This is a genomic window from Ruegeria sp. CDSC042, from assembly GCF_059610745.1.
In genome coordinates, this window is sequence record NZ_JBXWOF010000003.1 from 281,053 (window position 1) to 296,399 (window position 15,347).

Consider the following 15,347-nt stretch of genomic DNA (forward strand, 5'->3'; position numbering starts at 1 on the left):
TTAGCGAGGTCCTACTTGTAGATTTCGGGCAAGAACGTAGTCGAAATCGCTGGCATATAAGCAATCAGCAACACAACCAAGAACATGCAAAGAACAAAGGGAACGGCACGGGCGGCAATCTTGAGGATGGATTCCCCGGTTATGCCAGACACCACGAACAGGTTGAGCCCCAATGGCGGCGTGATGAAGCCTACGCCAAGAGCTGTGATCATCATGATGCAGAACTGTATCTCGTTCATGCCGATGTTGTCCGCGAGTGGTTTCAGGATAGGCGCAAGGATCACGATATTCGGCGTGGTTTCCATAACGCAACCGGCGGCGATCAGGATTCCGATCATCAGCAGGATAAGTAACCATGGTTCATCCGTCAGCCCGGTCACCGATGTCACAAAACCTTGCGGCACACCCATGATGGCCAGCGCTTCGGCCAGCGGAGCCGAGAAAGCGATTATGGGAAGGATGACGCCGTTCACCTTTGCCGAACTGACCAGCATGGCGGGAAAATCCGCAAGGGACAGCGTCCGCAGAATAAAGCCCATGATGATTGTCACGACGACGGCCGTTGCACCCGCTTCTGTTGGTGTCAGGCGGCCCGAGAATATGCCGTAAAAGATGATGCCCGGCACGATAAACGCATACCAACCGGATTTTAGAGCACGGCCCAGATTACCCAACCATTCGGCCATCGTCATCTGTCCGCCACCTTCATAGGCGTAGATGCGGTTCACGATCAGGTTCGTGATCAGGATCGACAACAGGATCGCGATCCCAGGGATCAAAGCCGCAAGGAACAAGGTCGATGCGGATATCCCCAGAACAAGGCCGATGATGATATAGGCGATCGACGGTGGGATCAAAATGCCGGTACAGGCGCCCGCCGCCACCAGAGCGCAGGCATAGGGGCGCGGATAGCCACTTTCGACCAAGCGTGCGATAGTCATACGTCCGACCGCGGCCGCACCAGCTGCGTCCGATCCCGAAATGGCCGCGAACATGCCACAGACAAGAACCGTCGCAGACCCGAAACCACCCTTGGTGAAACACGTCAGTGCCTCGGCAACATCAAGGAATTTTCGACTGAGCCCGGTTCGGACCAGCACGTCCCCTGTCAGGATAAACAGCGGCACCGCGGTCAGCGCAAAGGCATCAATGCCGGTGAACAGCTTTTCACCAACAAGGCTCAGGGGAAGGTCGCCGGACATGACCAACATCAGGATCGCCGAGGTCCCGATGGCGGCCCAAACCGGAACCGCCAGTGCAATCAGCGAGACGAATATGATAACGGGCAGATAGAAATCCCAACCCAGCTCGACGGTTTGATCAAAGGTTTGCCAAAGCATTCAAATCATCCCTCAATCAAAGAGTGTGTCGCCCTCAAAAACGGGTTTGCCCGTTCTGAGAGAATGGATGTCGCGCAGTAGGGATTGAATCAGCCGCAATATGATCAGGCCGAACCCCAATGGAACCGCCATCAGGAACCATACTTTGGAAATGCGCAGCCCGTCCGTGACCGACCCGAATTTGGCAGACACATGCACGGCTTCGTAAGACCAATAGAGGGCAATCACAGCAACACCGAACATCACCAGGTCGCCAAAGATATACAGCAAAGCCTTCGGACGCGGCCCAAGGTAGTGCATCAGCACGTCAATGCGGATATGCGCGCGCTCTTTCACTGCAGCCGCAGCACCAATCCATGCGAGATAGATGAAGGAGTACCGCACAATTTCTTCGCCCCAGATCGAGGAAAAAGAGAATATTTCCCGGCGCAGCACCTCGATCGCCATGGTGATGACAAGCATCACGTAGAAGACCAGAAGCAACCAGCGCTCGGCGTCTCTATCAATTCGGCGCAAAAAGCTCATGTGAGAACCTGCTGATTTGCCTAGCAAAACGCACCGCGCTGACGCGTTTGGATTTTACTGAGGCGGGAAAGATTGGTGATCGGGCGCGCGTGGAGGCACGCCCGACCCGACAGTTAAGCGTCATGCACGTAGTACTTGCCTTGGGTACCTGCGGCTTCTTCCATCTTGGCGAAGTTGTCCATGGACCCGGCCAGATCGATCTTGAACTCGTCCCATTCGGACCGTTGGTAGCCACCAGCGGCTTTCCATTCGGCCAGTTGCTCTTCGCTGAGCGAGTGGAATTCGACACCTGCTTTGATCAGTTCGGCCATAGCGTAGGCGCGGGCCGATGGCACTTTGGCAAGGTTCTGGTGCGAGGTCATCTCGGACCCCCACATGATCCCTTCCTGCACGTCGGCGGGCATTGAGTTAAACCATTCCAGGTTGCACGAATAAACTTGGCTGTCTGGCACGGCCTGGGTGAAAGTCACATGGCTCAGGATATCTTTGAAACCAAAGACTTCGAGCGCACCCACGGACGGGTCAAGCGCGTCAGCGACGCCCTGTTTGATCGCAGACGGGGTTTCTCCCCAGGCCACAGGCGTCGGATTTGCACCAACCATGCGGTAGTATTGCTGCAGCATCTTCGAGCCGGGAACGCGGAACTTGACGCCGGACAGGTCGCCAGGTGTCAGGACCGGTCCGGGGCCACCCTTGCGGATGGCAACGACACGGGGGTCGATGTTGATATAAAACAACGCCTTGAAGCCGTTCTCCTCAACCTTCGGCTCGACCGTGTCCTTCCAGAACTGCGAGTTGACGAGGTTTGTGAAACGCTGGTTTGACCCGCACAGATACGGCATGTTGATCAGGTCAACGGTCGACGCAAACGGCGCGAAATTCGAAAGCGAATGCTGTGCTGCCTGAATTGTGCCACCCTGCACCGCCTGCACCAGCGCGCCGCCTGCACCCAGCTGCCCGCCAGGCGCGAGTTTGACATAGACCTTGCCGTTGGTCGCGTTCTGGATGTTTTCCTTCAGGTCCAGCTGCATGATTGGATAACCACGCGACGCACCGACCGGATAGGCAGTTGCCAGAACCATGATATGGTCCGCTGCAGCCTCGCGGTCGCGCTCTTCGCTGGCACTTTGCGCTGCAGCTTCAGTTGACCACAACGTCCCCGCAGCACCAGCTACCATGGCCGCTGTGAAGCCGCCTGTTGCCGTCAATTTCAGAAAATTTCGGCGTGCTGCCGACGCAAGGTCCTTGCGATCTTTGTCCATTATGTTTCCTCCCAGAAATCCTTAGCTGCCGTTCTTTTTGTTTCGGTCAGCCTCTTTTTGAAGAATGGCGACGACAAACAATATCGACGCGGCAAACAGAACCAGCATTTCGCCCACGTCCCCAAGGAATGCGCTTGCTGCAAAGGCCCCCAGAGCGACGTTGGCGAAGTAGATGACAAAGACGATCAGCGAGGCGGTAAGGAACATAAAACAGGATCCGAAAAGGTTGCAGTTCTGAGCGACACTGTAAGCGCTTACATTTGATTCGTGCAAGCGCTTACATTTGAGGCGCATTTTTTGGCGCTCTCGGCGATTGCGGACAGGAAGACCCCAAGCAGCGACCAAAGTAATACTATTATGGTCGGATACATTCTGAAAATTCATCATGTTAGCCAAGTTGCCGTACAACAAGAACGGTGGGCCGGGTTCCACACCGCTGCATCAGCCGATGCGCGGGATGTCAAAACCCCCGACCGTGAACTTATGGAGAAATTCAATGAATGAGATGACCAATCTGCAGGCGGTAACGAGTATCTCGCCCCCTGCATCCCGTTATGACAATTTGATCGGAGGCGGCTTTTGCAAGCCAAAGGCAGGCCGGTATTTTGACAATCTAAGCCCGATTCCCGTCCAGCCTATTGGCCAGATCACACGGTCTGATGCTTCAGACGTTGAGGCCGCGCTGGACCCAGCGCATCCGGCTGCCGATGCCTGAGGTTCGACCAGCGTGACCGAGCGCGCGAATGTTCTCATGCGGATAGAGCAATAGCTGGAAGACAATCTGGAGCTGCTGGCTATCGCGTGGTTCTGAATCCGGCCAAGCAACGCCAGCGACAATCATGGTGTTCTGTGAACTGATCGCGGATATCCTGCCTGCTGGCGTGTTGAATGTTGTTAACGGATTTGGCCTTGAGGCGGGTATAGGGCCCTGCGGCGTTCATTTCGCATATAATACGTTTTCTTCAATTCTGATTGAATTCTCTCAAGACACGGAAGCCTGACGGTTTTGACCGCCAATCAATGCCTAACCTCGTTACGAACCATGACGAACTCAAAGCCAAACTATATGGCAGAGCGGTTGGAGAAGGCTCATGCCATCGCCGAATTCACTGACCTGTATATGACAGAAATTGCATTGGCCTGTGGATTTGTTTCCTGTACGACGCTTTCGCAGCGATACAAGCAAAGATTTAGTAGAACGCCAGTCGATCAGCGCATGAACCAGAGCGCATAGAGGTGCAAAATCATATGTGTCTACAAGGCGATTTCGCTGATTGCGACGAGCAATGACAGTACATGCGATCCTCATCGTACTGTTTGCGGCTTTCCTTCATGCGCTGTGGAATGCGGTCGTAAAGGGCGCGCCTGACAAGGCCATTATGTTGGGATTAATCTCGATCGGGCATGCCATACCTGCGCTTGCCGTGCTTCCTTTTACGGGCTTTCCAGTAATGGCTGCAATTCCATACATTATTGGTTCCACCTTGATTCATTGGGGATACTACTGGTTTCTCAACACCGCCTACCGTTACGGCGATTTATCGGTGGTGTACCCCATATCGCGCGGGATAACGCCCATATTAGTGGCGTTGGGAGCGGTCTTTCTTGCCGGTGAATTCCTTCCTCCGGGCGCGTGGATCGGTATTGTCTGCATTTCGGCCGGCATCGGTTGCCTGTCTTTTGGCGGACTTGGAAAGGGAACGAACTGGGTAGGCATCGCGGCGGCATTCGGAACTGGTTTGATGATTGCTTCCTACTCTCTGGTTGACGGTATTGGCGTGAGACTCTCAGGGAATACGCTTGGATATATCACGGTATTGTTCGTGGCCGAGATCTTCGTGGCGGGGTTCATCTTCTCGACTCGGTGGGACCGCCTCATCGCACTTCCAAAGAGATATGTCTGGTCAGGTTTAGCAGGAGGAATCATTTCCGGCTTAGCCTATGGTCTGGTGCTCTATGTTAAGAGTTTCGCGCCGTTGGGTGTTGTATCAGCGCTCCGAGAAAGTTCGGTCATCTTCGCTTCAATAATAGGTGTGATGTGGTTTGGTGAGGGCCCAAAATCCAACAGGCTCCTGGCGGCGATAATCGTAGCAGTTGGAATTGTGGTTCTGGCCCTAACAAGATGACGTACAAGTTGGACTAAGGAGAAGGAAGTTGCGGGATAACGAGTCCAAGGCGCAGGTCTTTAACTTCGGATAAGGACGCCGCACGTATCTTATAGCCCGCAGGGCGCTTCTTGCCAGCTTCAGGGAGTTCTTTGGACCAGCTATAGTACAGACTCTGAGCGGTGCCTGCCCGGCAGCACAGCTCCACAATGCTGCCTTCGCCCTTGCGCTTGTCCAGAACGATCCAGATCTTCTCTTCCGCTGAATAGTGCTTGCGGGTAGCACGACGGATATCCTTGACGATCTTTTCGCCGTGGCTCTTACGTGTTCTGGGTTTCTATCTCACCTCCACTCCTTGGCGGGTACGATGTGCCAGAAAATCTCTCTTATCAAATCGACCTGTACTGTCCCGCAAGTGCTGACGTCAGACATTTGCGAAGGTATTTGCGAGCACTATGACAGTCATGTTCGATTGGCGGCTGGTCAGTCGACAGGTAGCAGTATGTAGCCTCGGATTTCGTAGCCCACCGCCCGTTCGATGGGCCAATGCCGAAGCGCACTGATTTGAACGAAACTCTTGGGTGACTGGTGCAGGGAGAGTTCCTATCTCATATCAATGGGGTATGACACTCAATTCCGAGCGCTAGGGCGGATTGCCTTTCATAGGTTTTGCTTATGATGTGGAAGGTATAATCGATTTTTCTTGATCTATTTATCTGTCACACTGCCGGGGCATGGAACTGCAAATAAGCGCTGCTCAAGAATGGCGTTCCCGAGAATAATCAACCGACAGAGGATCACGATGAAACATAAGACCAAATTTCTTGCAGCCCTGGCCGTAAGCTCCTTGACTGCTACAGTTGCGTTATCTGAAACCGAATTGACAGTTTACACAGCCGTCGAAGCTGAAGACCTGGCGCGCTACGCTGAGACGTTCAATGCGAGCAATCCGGACATCAAAATCAACTGGGTCCGGGATTCGACCGGGATCATCACCGCCAAACTGTTGGCCGAGAGGGACAACCCTCAGGCAGACGTCGTGTGGGGTCTCGCAGCCACTTCGCTGTTGTTGCTCAAGTCGGAAGGTATGCTGGAGCCTTACGCGCCTGCGGGTGTTGGCGACCTAGACGCGAAATTTGTCGATGGCGACAATCCTCCGGCATGGGTTGGCATGGACGCTTGGGTTGCCGCAGTTTGCTACAATACCGTCGAGGCCGAGAAGGCGGGACTGAAGCCACCAACTTCATGGAAGGATCTTACAGACCCCATGTATAAGGATCAGGTGATCATGCCAAATCCGAACTCGTCGGGCACTGGTTTCCTTGATGTTTCAAGTTGGCTGCAGATGTTCGGCGAAGAAGGCGGCTGGGAGTACATGGACGGATTGCACGAGAACATCGCGCGATATACCCACTCTGGTTCAAAGCCGTGCAAACTGGCTGCTGCAGGTGAGATCCCGATTGGCATCTCTTTTGCTTTCCGTGGTGCTAAGTCGAAAGCTGATGGTGCGCCGCTTGAGATCATTGTCCCGTCAGAAGGTGTCGGCTGGGACATGGAAGCGACCGCTATTGTTGCCGGTACTGCAAATCTCGAAGCCGCGCAGAAACTGGTTGATTTCACCGTCACCAAGGAAGCCAACGAGATGTACAACACAGGGTACGCCGTTGTCGCCTATCCTGGCGTCGCAAAACCGGTCGAGCACTTCCCTGAAGGTCTTCTGGATGCGATGATCGACAACGACTTTGAATTTGCCGCCAACAACCGCGCGGCGATACTGAAAGAATGGCAGTCTCGCTATGACGGGAAGTCTGAAGCGAAGTAAACCAACCTGCAGAGGAGGTGTAAGCACCTCTTCTGCACACCACTCTATTTTTCCAAACAACGCGACCAGCGCGCCCGGCTTCAACCGGCCCAGATCGGCCGTTCCCGAGGTGCAGATATGAGGACCGCTCCCGTGCTTCAGAAAACCCCACCCGGTGAACTGTATCTAAGCATCCAGAATTTGTGGAAGGCGTTCGGCAGCTTTCTTGCACTCAAGGACATATCCCTCGAAATCAATGAAGGCGAATTTGTCTGCTTTCTGGGGCCGTCGGGTTGCGGCAAAACAACCTTGCTCCGGGCGATTGCGGGTCTCGATCTGCAAACCAAGGGCACTGTCATGCAAGACGGCAAGGATGTGTCAAATCTGCCGCCGTCAGAGCGTGATTTCGGGATTGTGTTTCAGTCTTACGCCTTGTTCCCGAACCTGACGATCGAAAAGAACATTGCTTTCGGCTTGGAAAACACTGGTCGCAGCAAATCGGATATTGCCGTTCGTGTCAGCGAACTGCTTCATTTGGTTGGGTTGCCTGAACAAGGCAAAAAGTATCCTGCGCAATTGTCCGGTGGCCAGCAGCAGCGGATTGCGTTGGCCCGCGCCATTGCGACCAACCCCGGTCTCTTGTTGCTGGATGAGCCGCTTTCGGCATTGGACGCAAAGGTGCGCGTCCATCTACGTCACGAAATCAAAGAGCTGCAGCGCAAACTGGGTGTGACTACTGTGATGGTTACGCATGATCAGGAAGAAGCGCTGGCGATGGCGGACCGGATCGTGGTCATGAATCATGGGGTTATCGAGCAGGTGGGGTCACCTACAGAAATTTACCGAGAACCCGCAAACTTGTTCGTGGCAGACTTCATCGGGGAAATGAACCAGATCCAGTCTCAGGTCACCAAGGGTGGTCGACTGAGCGTCGGCGAAAAGACCTTTGCGTGCCTCAGCCACACGTTCAACGACGGAATGCCAGCGATTGCGGCGATCCGACCCGAGGATATCATCCCGCATGAGGCTGGTTATCTCGATACCGGCGGCAACAGGAATTGCATCGACGTCACTCTCGATGAAATGGAATTCCTCGGTTCATTCTGGCGATGCCGCTTGAGCAACGAGCGATTTGGATCTTCGGAACTGATCGCAGATTTTTCGATCAATGCCGTGCGCCGCCTAGAACTGGAAGAGGGTAGGACCATGGTGATTGAACTGCCCGAAAACCGGCTAATGGCCTTCGATGTTCCGGAGACGGCAGCATGAGCGAGATTTCAACCAACCCGGGGACTCTTCCAGCCGGACCTGACATCAAACCCAAGCTCAGCAGGGATGACATCCTGATGCGCGGCAGCATGATCGTGATCGCACTCTATCTGGTCGCGACGTTGGTCCTGCCGCTTTACACGATGCTTTCCAAGTCATTCTCGACCTATCGGATGGAGTTGTCACAATACGAGTTTCAGGTCAGTGACGAAGCGGGGCAATTTGAAGGAACCATCCTGTCAGCCGACACACTGAACGAACAAACCGGGGCTTTTTCAGGCACCGAACTGTCTACCGGCTCAGACGGGCGGCTTTCGGTAACCGAGCTTTTTCCCGATTTCAGCTTTCGCAGTCCGGTCATGTACCAAATCCGTAACACAAGCGACACCGGGCGGTTTCTTGTCGGTTCTACGCTGCAAGACAATACGGATTGGGTCACGCTCGATTCCAATCAGTTCCGGCGGGTTCAGCTGAGGCCAGTTCAATCGCGAGGCTTGGAAAATTTCGTCAACTACTTCTCAACCCCGGCACTGTTCAATTCTATCAAGAACTCCCTTTGGATTTCTGTAATTAGCACCATTGTCACAGTAACTTTGGCGTTCTGGTTCGCTTATGCGCTGAACCGGAGTTGCATGCGGTTCAAGGGTGTGTTTCGTCTGATTGCGATGGCTCCGATCCTGGTGCCTTCGCTCTTGCCCGGGATCGCGCTGGTCTATCTGTTCGGCAATCAGGGCATGATAAAAGAGTTGCTGTTCGGCGCCAGTATCTATGGTCCGATTGGCATCGTGATAGGCTCGGTGTTCTTCACCTTCCCGCACGCCTTCCTGATCATTTCAACGGCGCTGGCGATCTCTGATGCACGACTATACGAAGCTGCAGTCAGCCTGCGTTCAACGCCGTGGCGTACTTTTTGGACGGTCACCGTTCCCGGCGCGCGATATGGTCTGATCTCGGCCGCTTTCGTTGTATTTAATCTGGTCATAACTGATTTTGGTCTGCCAAAAGTGATTGGAGGTCAGTTCAACGTTCTGGCAGTTGATATCTACAAGCAGGTGATCGGCCAGCAGAACTTTGAAATGGGTGCCGTAGTCTCGGTCGTTCTGGTGATCCCGGCAATCCTGGCGTTCGCGATCGACCGCATGGTGCAATCAAAGCAGGTTGCCTTATTGTCGGCCCGGTCGGTCCCGTACCAGCCAACCCCAAATCGAAAGGCAGATCGGTTCTTTCTAGTCTATTGCTGTCTGATCGGTTTGTTCATCGTTGGGCTGTTGGCTGTGTGCCAATTCGCGGCGCTCATCAAGTTTTGGCCCTACGACCTGAGCCTGAGCCTGAAGAACTACGATTTCAACAAGATGGATGGTGGCGGTTGGGGCTCCTACATTAACTCGATCAAGCTGGCGCTTTTGACGGCGGTGATCGGTACTTCAGTCGTCTTCTTTGGTGCCTATCTGGTTGAAAAGTCGAACGGGTTCAGAACAGGTCGATCGATCTTTCAGATGTTCGCGATGCTGCCAATGGCGATCCCGGGCATGGTACTGGGCCTGTCATACATCTTCTTCTTCAATAGCCCGTCTAATCCGCTGAACGGTATCTACGGAACAATGGCAATTTTGGTGATCTGTACGGTGACACACTTCTATACTGTGTCGCACCTGACGGCAGTGACAGCACTCAAGCAGATGGACAGAGAATTCGAGTCGGTATCAGCCTCGCTCAAGCAACCGACGATGAAGTTGTTTGCCCGTGTCACGGTCCCTGTTTGCCTGCCAGCCGTGCTGGACATATCAATCTATCTGTTCGTAAACGCAATGACGACGGTATCTGCGGTTGTGTTCCTATACTCGCCCAAAACCACGTTGGCATCTATTGCAGTGCTAAACATGGACGATGCGGGCGATATTGCGCCGGCTGCCGCAATGGGGATGATGATCTTCTACACAAACGCCGCAGCGCGGATCATCCACCTGATTGCTTCCAAAGGCGTCCTCGGTCGCACGCAAGCCTGGCGAACTCGCTAACAAGAAAGCCCATTTAGGCATCTCCCCACCGATCACTGATTGGTGGGGTTTTGTTTTTCTTCTAGAACAGAATTGGCGAATTTCATGAAGGCGCGAATGGTCTTCACCTCACGCCGTTGGGACAGATAGATCATACTTTCTCCCATTTGCAGGTCGACGTCTTGCAGCTTGATTTGTCTGAGTCGGTCGTCGTGACCGTATTCTGCCTGGGACACGAACCCGATACCTGCACCTGATGCCACCAACTCTCTGACGGCCTCTCTTCCTTCGGCCACAATCGCCGGTTTCAGCGGCACCCCCCGTTTACTGGCTTCATCTTCGAGCTTTTGACGTGTTTTTGATCCCTGTTCCCTGAAGATGAGAGGCAACTCCGCCAACTCTGCGAGGGACAATGTAGGTTTTGAGGCGAGAAGCAAACTGCGGGCCGTGAATGCCACGATCTCGGTCGAACCGAGGCTAAGAACGCTCATGTCCTTGCCGGGAGACACGCTGCCAACAACACCAATTTCCGCATTGTAAGATCTGAGCTCCTCCAAAATATCCTCGGTGTTGCCAGCGCGGACGGTAATCGTAATGTTTGAATATTTTTCTCGGAACGGCCCCAGAAAGTCGGTCAAGTGGTGCGCGGAATCGGCAAGGATCCGCAGCTCGCCGTCGATCGCAGCCCTCGTTTCAGACAGATAGTCCTCGATCTGATCCTCGATCTCAAAATACTGCTTGGTGTACCGGTAAAGCTGCGTCCCCTCCGGGGTTAGGTTCACTCTTTTTCGCTCACGCTTGAACAACAACAAATCATGATCCTGCTCAAGTTTGCGAACCTGCTCTGAAATTGCTGGCTGCGTCAAAAAAAGCGCCTCTGCAGCACGCGAAAACCCACCATATTTGGCCACGAAATGAAAGGCTTTGAGCTGGCTATGTCGCATTTCAAACTCCTGAAGGTTCGAGCATAGGCTGAGCTTATAATTAGATTGATATTTGCAATTTCACATATAGCTGCGGTTGCTGCAACTGTGTCTTTGAAACGTTGATCTGGAGCTTGGTTATGACGTCTTCTTTTCCTCAAATTGAACAACCGCGTCTCGGCGAGCCCTATCTACTAACTCCTGGCCCCTTGACCACGTCATACGCCGTGAAAGAAGCCATGTTGAGGGATTGGGGAAGCTGGGATGATGACTTTCGGGGTATGACCCAGGAGTTGCGCTCCAGTCTTTTGGCATTGCTTGGCGAGGGCGCCGATGAGTTTGACTGCGTACCGATGCAGGGGAGCGGATCGTTTTCAGTAGAGGCAATGCTGGCTTCGTTCATTCCGCGCGATGGCAAGGCATTGGTGCTGGCCAATGGCGCTTACGGTCAGCGCTCGGCGCAAACGCTCGAGTATCTGGAACGCGATCATGTTGTTTTGGACAAGGGCGACTATCTGCCGCCGCGTGGCTCAGAAGTTGCCGAGATTCTGGCGAATGATTCCGCGATCACCCATGTCGTTGCTATCCACTGCGAAACAAGCTCGGGCATTCTGAATCCGGTAGAGGAAATATCGGAGGCGGTTTACGCCGCTGGTCGCAAACTTCTTGTCGACTCAATGTCAGCCTTTGGTGCGATCGAGTTGAAGCCTACGGAAGTCCGCTATGAGGCAATGGTTTCGTCCGCCAACAAGTGTATTGAGGGTGTTCCGGGGTTTGGGTTCATAATCGCGCGCAAGAACGAGCTTGAGGATGCCAAGGGTAACAGTCATTCGCTGTCTCTGGACGTTCACGCGCAGTGGGCGCATATGAACAAAACCGGTCAATGGCGATTTACGCCGCCCACCCATGTGGTTGCCGCTTTCATCGAAGCCCTCAGGGCACATGCGGCTGAGGGCGGCGTTTCCGGTCGCGGAGCCCGATACACCAGCAACAGGGATGTTGTGGTCGCCGGCATGCGTGAGCTGGGTTTCGAAACTCTGCTCGACAATCGCTGGCTGAGCCCAATCATCGTAACATTCTTCTGCCCGGCCGATGATAACTTTGTCTTTGATCAGTTCTACAATCTGATGAAAGAAAAAGGGTTCATCATTTACCCCGGCAAGTTGACCGTCGTCGACAGCTTCCGCGTTGGGTGCATCGGTCAGATGGACGACAAGGTTATGCGGAAAGTTGTAATTGCCGCCAAGGAAACTTTGGAAAAAATGGGTGTGTCGAGTGCCACACCTCCTCTCCAAGCTTTAGAAGAACGCGCCAAACTGGCCGCTTAAGGATCAAGGAACAAACCAAATGACCATCCACACCCCTGTTGAAGCCAACGAGCGTGTCTACCCGATGCCCAAAGTTCCCGCCATTGCCATCTGCCTTGACGGCTGTGAGCCAGAATACCTGGACAAAGCTATTGCTGACGGTCTGATGCCGACTCTCAAGCGAATGCGCGAAACCGGCACTGACCGGCTGGCCCATTCGGTGATCCCGTCGTTTACTAACCCTAACAACCTCAGCATTGCGACTGGCCGTCCGCCTATCGTGCACGGCATCTGTGGAAACTATCTGATTGATCCGGACAGTGGTGAAGAAGTGATGATGAACGATGTGCGCTTTTTGCGTGCACCGACCGTGTTCAAGCAGTTCTATGACGCTGGCGCCAAGGTGGCCATAGTCACCGCGAAGGACAAGCTGCGCGCGTTGTTGGGGGCGGGTCTAAAGTTCGACGACGACCGGGCCAAATGCTTCTCTGCGGAAAAGTCCGACACGTCGACCCAGGCTGAGCATGGTCAGGAGAAAGCAAGCGCATGGTTGGGCATGGCCCAACCCGAGGTCTATTCGGCAGAGTTGTCCGAGTTTGTCTTTGCTGCGGGTGTCAAATTGCTGAAAGAGTGGAAACCAGATGTGATGTATCTGACCACCACCGACTACGTGCAGCACAAATACGCACCCGATCAGGCCGAGGCCAAGGCATTCTATGAGATGTTTGACAAATATCTGACCGAACTGGACGCCATGGGCGCTGCCATCGTGGTCACCGCCGACCACGGCATGAAGCCCAAGCACCACGCCGATGGCTCGCCCAGCGTGGTATATGTGCAGGATCTGGTGGATGAATGGCTGGGCAAGGACGCGGCCCGTGTCATCTTGCCGATCACGGACCCCTATGTGGTGCACCACGGCGCACTCGGGTCGTTTGCCACCTGCTATCTACCCGAAGACGCGGATCGCAACGACATCATCGGCAAACTGAAAGCTACACCCGGCATCACTCATGTTTTGACCAAAGAAGAGGCGATCAAGCGCTTTGAACTGCCCGGTGACCGCATTGGCGATATTGTGATGGTCTCGGGTGAGAACATCTGTATCGGTACCTCTGAAGACCGCCACGATCTGGCCGCTCTCAACGAGCCGCTGCGCAGCCACGGTGGACTGACCGAGCAGGAAGTTCCTTTCATCGTAAACCGGGTTATCGACTTGGGGACTGCGCCCGAGTTGCGCAATTTTGATGCGTTTTTCTATGCAACCACAGCGGCGGCGCAGTAATCCATGAAAGATCAAACCATGTCGAAAATCGAAATCCGCAATGAAGGAATGCGCATCGGGGGCGAGATCGTCTTTACCGACGAAACGGTGCCGGTTCTGTACCCATACACAAACGAGATTGTCGGGCATGTACCCGCCGGCAAGGCGGAACATGCGCGCAAAGCGTTCGAAATCGCGGCAAATTACACTCCAAAGCTCACACGGTATGAGCGCAGCCAGATCCTGCAGCGTGCGGGCGAGTTGATTGGTGAACGTCGTGAATACCTTGCCAAATGGCTGACGTTGGAACTGGGTATCTGTCACCAGCATGCGATTTATGAGACCAAGCGTGCACAAGATGTCTATCAGTTCGCCGCCGCTGAGGCGATGAAGGATGATGGCGAGATCTTTTCATGCGACCTGACCCATAATGGCAAAGATCGAAAAATATTCACCATGCGCGAGCCGGTGAATGCGATTTCGGCAATCACACCATTCAATCATCCACTTAACATGGTCAGCCACAAGATCGCGCCATCAATCGCGACCAACAACTGCATGGTGTGTAAGCCGACGGAACTGACGCCACTGACGGCGCTGACATTAGCTGACATCCTCTACGACGCGGGTCTACCACCCGAGATGTTCCAAGTGGTTACCGGCTGGCCAGGTGACATTGGCGATGAGATGATCACCAATGACAACATCGACATCATCACATTCACCGGCGGCGTGCCGGTGGGTAAGATGATCGCCGAAAAAGGCGTTTACAAGCGGCAAGCTCTGGAACTGGGGGGCAATGACCCTCTGATCGTTTTGAACGATCTTTCTGACGCGGACCTTGAGAAGGCCGCGACCATTGCTGTGGCAGGCGCCACCGGCAATTCGGGTCAGCGCTGCACTGCGATCAAACGTATTCTGGTGCAAGAAAGCGTGGCCGACAAGTTTGTGCCATTGGTTCTGGAAAAGGCGAAGAAGATCAAGTTCGGCGACCCACAAGACCCCGAGACCGAACTGGGCTGTGTCATCCATGACAAGGCAGCTGAACTGTTCGAAAAACGCGTTTACATGGCCGAGGCCGACGGCGCAGAAATCCTCTATCATCCGGGCCGTCAGGGCGCACTACTGCCGCCCATCGTGGTCGATAAGGTCCCCCATGACAGCGAGCTGGTGATGGAAGAAACCTTTGGCCCGATTGTGCCCATCGTTCGGGTTCCGGACAATGACGACGAGGTGATGCGTATTTCGAACGGTACCGAATTCGGCCTCAGCTCAGGCGTCTGTACGAACGACTTGAACCGTGCGATTGCCTTTATCAACGGTCTGAACGTGGGCACATGCAACATTTGGGAACAACCCGGATACCGTATCGAGATGTCCCCCTTCGGAGGCATCAAGGACAGCGGTAATGGGGTTAAAGAAGGTGTCATCGAGGCAATGAAGTTTTTTACTAACGTAAAAACTTACTCGCTGCCCTGGCCACGCTAGTTTTTGTGCCCCGTCCCGACCCGGGTCGGGGCACCACAAGTTCCTCCCTGGTACTGGCGGACTTTG

At 54.0% G+C, this 15,347-nt stretch carries 15 protein-coding genes and 1 pseudogene; 10 read left to right on the forward strand and 6 right to left on the reverse strand.

Annotation, left to right across the window (positions count from 1 at the left end):
• Positions 1–11 precede the first annotated feature (11 nt).
• From AC2FHX_RS09085 to AC2FHX_RS09100, 4 genes are all read right to left on the reverse strand, one after another.
• Entirely contained in the window at positions 12–1,340 is a 1,329-nt protein-coding gene (locus tag AC2FHX_RS09085) for a TRAP transporter large permease (protein ID WP_142637703.1), read from the reverse strand.
• 12 nt (positions 1,341–1,352) lie between these two features.
• Positions 1,353–1,865: a TRAP transporter small permease gene (locus AC2FHX_RS09090; protein WP_281973202.1), complete on the reverse strand. Its 513-nt coding sequence runs from the start codon at positions 1,863–1,865 to the stop codon at positions 1,353–1,355.
• A 113-nt stretch (positions 1,866–1,978) separates the two neighbouring features.
• On the reverse strand, positions 1,979–3,127 hold the full coding sequence (locus AC2FHX_RS09095) for a TRAP transporter substrate-binding protein (protein WP_142637699.1): 1,149 nt from the start codon (positions 3,125–3,127) through the stop codon (positions 1,979–1,981).
• 21 nt (positions 3,128–3,148) lie between these two features.
• Positions 3,149–3,334, reverse strand: coding sequence for a hypothetical protein (locus AC2FHX_RS09100; protein ID WP_142637697.1), 186 nt, complete (start codon positions 3,332–3,334; stop codon positions 3,149–3,151).
• A gap of 60 nt (positions 3,335–3,394) precedes the next feature.
• Here AC2FHX_RS09100 and AC2FHX_RS09105 point away from each other — a divergent pair, with 60 nt between their 5' ends.
• The 4 genes from AC2FHX_RS09105 to AC2FHX_RS09120 all read left to right on the forward strand — a co-directional run bounded on the left by AC2FHX_RS09105 (position 3,395) and on the right by AC2FHX_RS09120 (position 5,253).
• On the forward strand, positions 3,395–3,631 hold the full coding sequence (locus AC2FHX_RS09105) for a hypothetical protein (protein ID WP_496701300.1): 237 nt from the start codon (positions 3,395–3,397) through the stop codon (positions 3,629–3,631).
• Positions 3,624–3,842 (forward strand): hypothetical protein, encoded by a 219-nt coding sequence (locus AC2FHX_RS09110; protein ID WP_496701302.1) that lies wholly within the window; start codon positions 3,624–3,626, stop codon positions 3,840–3,842. Before AC2FHX_RS09105 ends, AC2FHX_RS09110 begins: the two co-directional genes overlap by 8 nt.
• Before the next feature lie 327 nt (positions 3,843–4,169).
• The gene (locus tag AC2FHX_RS09115; protein ID WP_496701304.1) at positions 4,170–4,361 is read left to right on the forward strand and encodes a hypothetical protein; all 192 of its coding nucleotides are present in this window, start codon (positions 4,170–4,172) and stop codon (positions 4,359–4,361) included.
• Between the two features lie 52 nt (positions 4,362–4,413).
• Complete coding sequence (locus tag AC2FHX_RS09120; RefSeq protein WP_496701306.1) at positions 4,414–5,253, forward strand: EamA family transporter; 840 nt, start codon at positions 4,414–4,416, stop codon at positions 5,251–5,253.
• Between the two features lie 49 nt (positions 5,254–5,302).
• On the opposite strand, the pseudogene AC2FHX_RS09125 reads toward AC2FHX_RS09120, so the two are convergent.
• Positions 5,303–5,536: pseudogene (locus AC2FHX_RS09125) on the reverse strand (transposase); the annotation flags it as partial.
• Positions 5,537–6,034: 498 nt separating this feature from the next.
• Between AC2FHX_RS09125 and AC2FHX_RS09130 the strand changes: the two are divergent.
• The 3 genes from AC2FHX_RS09130 to AC2FHX_RS09140 all read left to right on the forward strand — a co-directional run bounded on the left by AC2FHX_RS09130 (position 6,035) and on the right by AC2FHX_RS09140 (position 10,320).
• A complete protein-coding gene (locus tag AC2FHX_RS09130) occupies positions 6,035–7,054 on the forward strand; it encodes a putative 2-aminoethylphosphonate ABC transporter substrate-binding protein (RefSeq protein ID WP_271949918.1) in 1,020 nt (339 codons plus the stop codon).
• A 132-nt stretch (positions 7,055–7,186) separates the two neighbouring features.
• Positions 7,187–8,302 carry a putative 2-aminoethylphosphonate ABC transporter ATP-binding protein gene (locus AC2FHX_RS09135; RefSeq protein ID WP_281973207.1) on the forward strand — a complete coding sequence of 372 codons (1,116 nt, stop codon included), beginning with the start codon at positions 7,187–7,189 and terminating at the stop codon, positions 8,300–8,302.
• The gene (locus AC2FHX_RS09140; protein WP_282022012.1) at positions 8,299–10,320 is read left to right on the forward strand and encodes a putative 2-aminoethylphosphonate ABC transporter permease subunit; all 2,022 of its coding nucleotides are present in this window, start codon (positions 8,299–8,301) and stop codon (positions 10,318–10,320) included. Before AC2FHX_RS09135 ends, AC2FHX_RS09140 begins: the two co-directional genes overlap by 4 nt.
• 32 nt (positions 10,321–10,352) lie before the next feature.
• Here the strand turns inward: AC2FHX_RS09140 and AC2FHX_RS09145 are convergent, their stop codons facing one another.
• Complete coding sequence (locus AC2FHX_RS09145) at positions 10,353–11,243, reverse strand: LysR substrate-binding domain-containing protein (protein ID WP_142637687.1); 891 nt, start codon at positions 11,241–11,243, stop codon at positions 10,353–10,355.
• 119 nt (positions 11,244–11,362) lie between these two features.
• Between AC2FHX_RS09145 and AC2FHX_RS09150 the strand changes: the two genes are divergently transcribed.
• Genes AC2FHX_RS09150 through phnY form a run of 3 tightly spaced genes read left to right on the forward strand, consistent with a single transcriptional unit; the run spans position 11,363 to position 15,281 of the window.
• On the forward strand, positions 11,363–12,550 hold the full coding sequence (locus AC2FHX_RS09150; protein ID WP_142637685.1) for a 2-aminoethylphosphonate--pyruvate transaminase: 1,188 nt from the start codon (positions 11,363–11,365) through the stop codon (positions 12,548–12,550).
• Positions 12,551–12,569: 19 nt separating this feature from the next.
• On the forward strand, positions 12,570–13,814 hold the full coding sequence (gene phnA, locus AC2FHX_RS09155) for a phosphonoacetate hydrolase (RefSeq protein WP_271949911.1): 1,245 nt from the start codon (positions 12,570–12,572) through the stop codon (positions 13,812–13,814).
• A 3-nt stretch (positions 13,815–13,817) separates the two neighbouring features.
• Complete coding sequence (gene phnY / locus AC2FHX_RS09160) at positions 13,818–15,281, forward strand: phosphonoacetaldehyde dehydrogenase (RefSeq protein WP_496701311.1); 1,464 nt, start codon at positions 13,818–13,820, stop codon at positions 15,279–15,281.
• Positions 15,282–15,347 lie beyond the last annotated feature (66 nt).

Bases quoted from the DNA above. Each gene is read 5' to 3' on its own strand.
- AC2FHX_RS09095 (WP_142637699.1), bottom strand. From the start codon at position 3,127: ATGGACAAAGATCGCAAGGACCTTGCGTCGGCAGCACGCCGAAATTTT.
- AC2FHX_RS09110 (WP_496701302.1), top strand. From the start codon at position 3,624: ATGAATGAGATGACCAATCTGCAGGCGGTAACGAGTATCTCGCCCCCT.
- AC2FHX_RS09090 (WP_281973202.1), bottom strand. From the start codon at position 1,865: ATGAGCTTTTTGCGCCGAATTGATAGAGACGCCGAGCGCTGGTTGCTT.
- AC2FHX_RS09085 (WP_142637703.1), bottom strand. From the start codon at position 1,340: ATGCTTTGGCAAACCTTTGATCAAACCGTCGAGCTGGGTTGGGATTTC.
- phnA (WP_271949911.1), top strand. From the start codon at position 12,570: ATGACCATCCACACCCCTGTTGAAGCCAACGAGCGTGTCTACCCGATG.
- AC2FHX_RS09140 (WP_282022012.1), top strand. From the start codon at position 8,299: ATGAGCGAGATTTCAACCAACCCGGGGACTCTTCCAGCCGGACCTGAC.
- AC2FHX_RS09120 (WP_496701306.1), top strand. From the start codon at position 4,414: ATGACAGTACATGCGATCCTCATCGTACTGTTTGCGGCTTTCCTTCAT.
- AC2FHX_RS09100 (WP_142637697.1), bottom strand. From the start codon at position 3,334: ATGTTCCTTACCGCCTCGCTGATCGTCTTTGTCATCTACTTCGCCAAC.
- AC2FHX_RS09115 (WP_496701304.1), top strand. From the start codon at position 4,170: ATGACGAACTCAAAGCCAAACTATATGGCAGAGCGGTTGGAGAAGGCT.
- AC2FHX_RS09150 (WP_142637685.1), top strand. From the start codon at position 11,363: ATGACGTCTTCTTTTCCTCAAATTGAACAACCGCGTCTCGGCGAGCCC.
- phnY (WP_496701311.1), top strand. From the start codon at position 13,818: ATGAAAGATCAAACCATGTCGAAAATCGAAATCCGCAATGAAGGAATG.
- AC2FHX_RS09130 (WP_271949918.1), top strand. From the start codon at position 6,035: ATGAAACATAAGACCAAATTTCTTGCAGCCCTGGCCGTAAGCTCCTTG.
- AC2FHX_RS09145 (WP_142637687.1), bottom strand. From the start codon at position 11,243: ATGCGACATAGCCAGCTCAAAGCCTTTCATTTCGTGGCCAAATATGGT.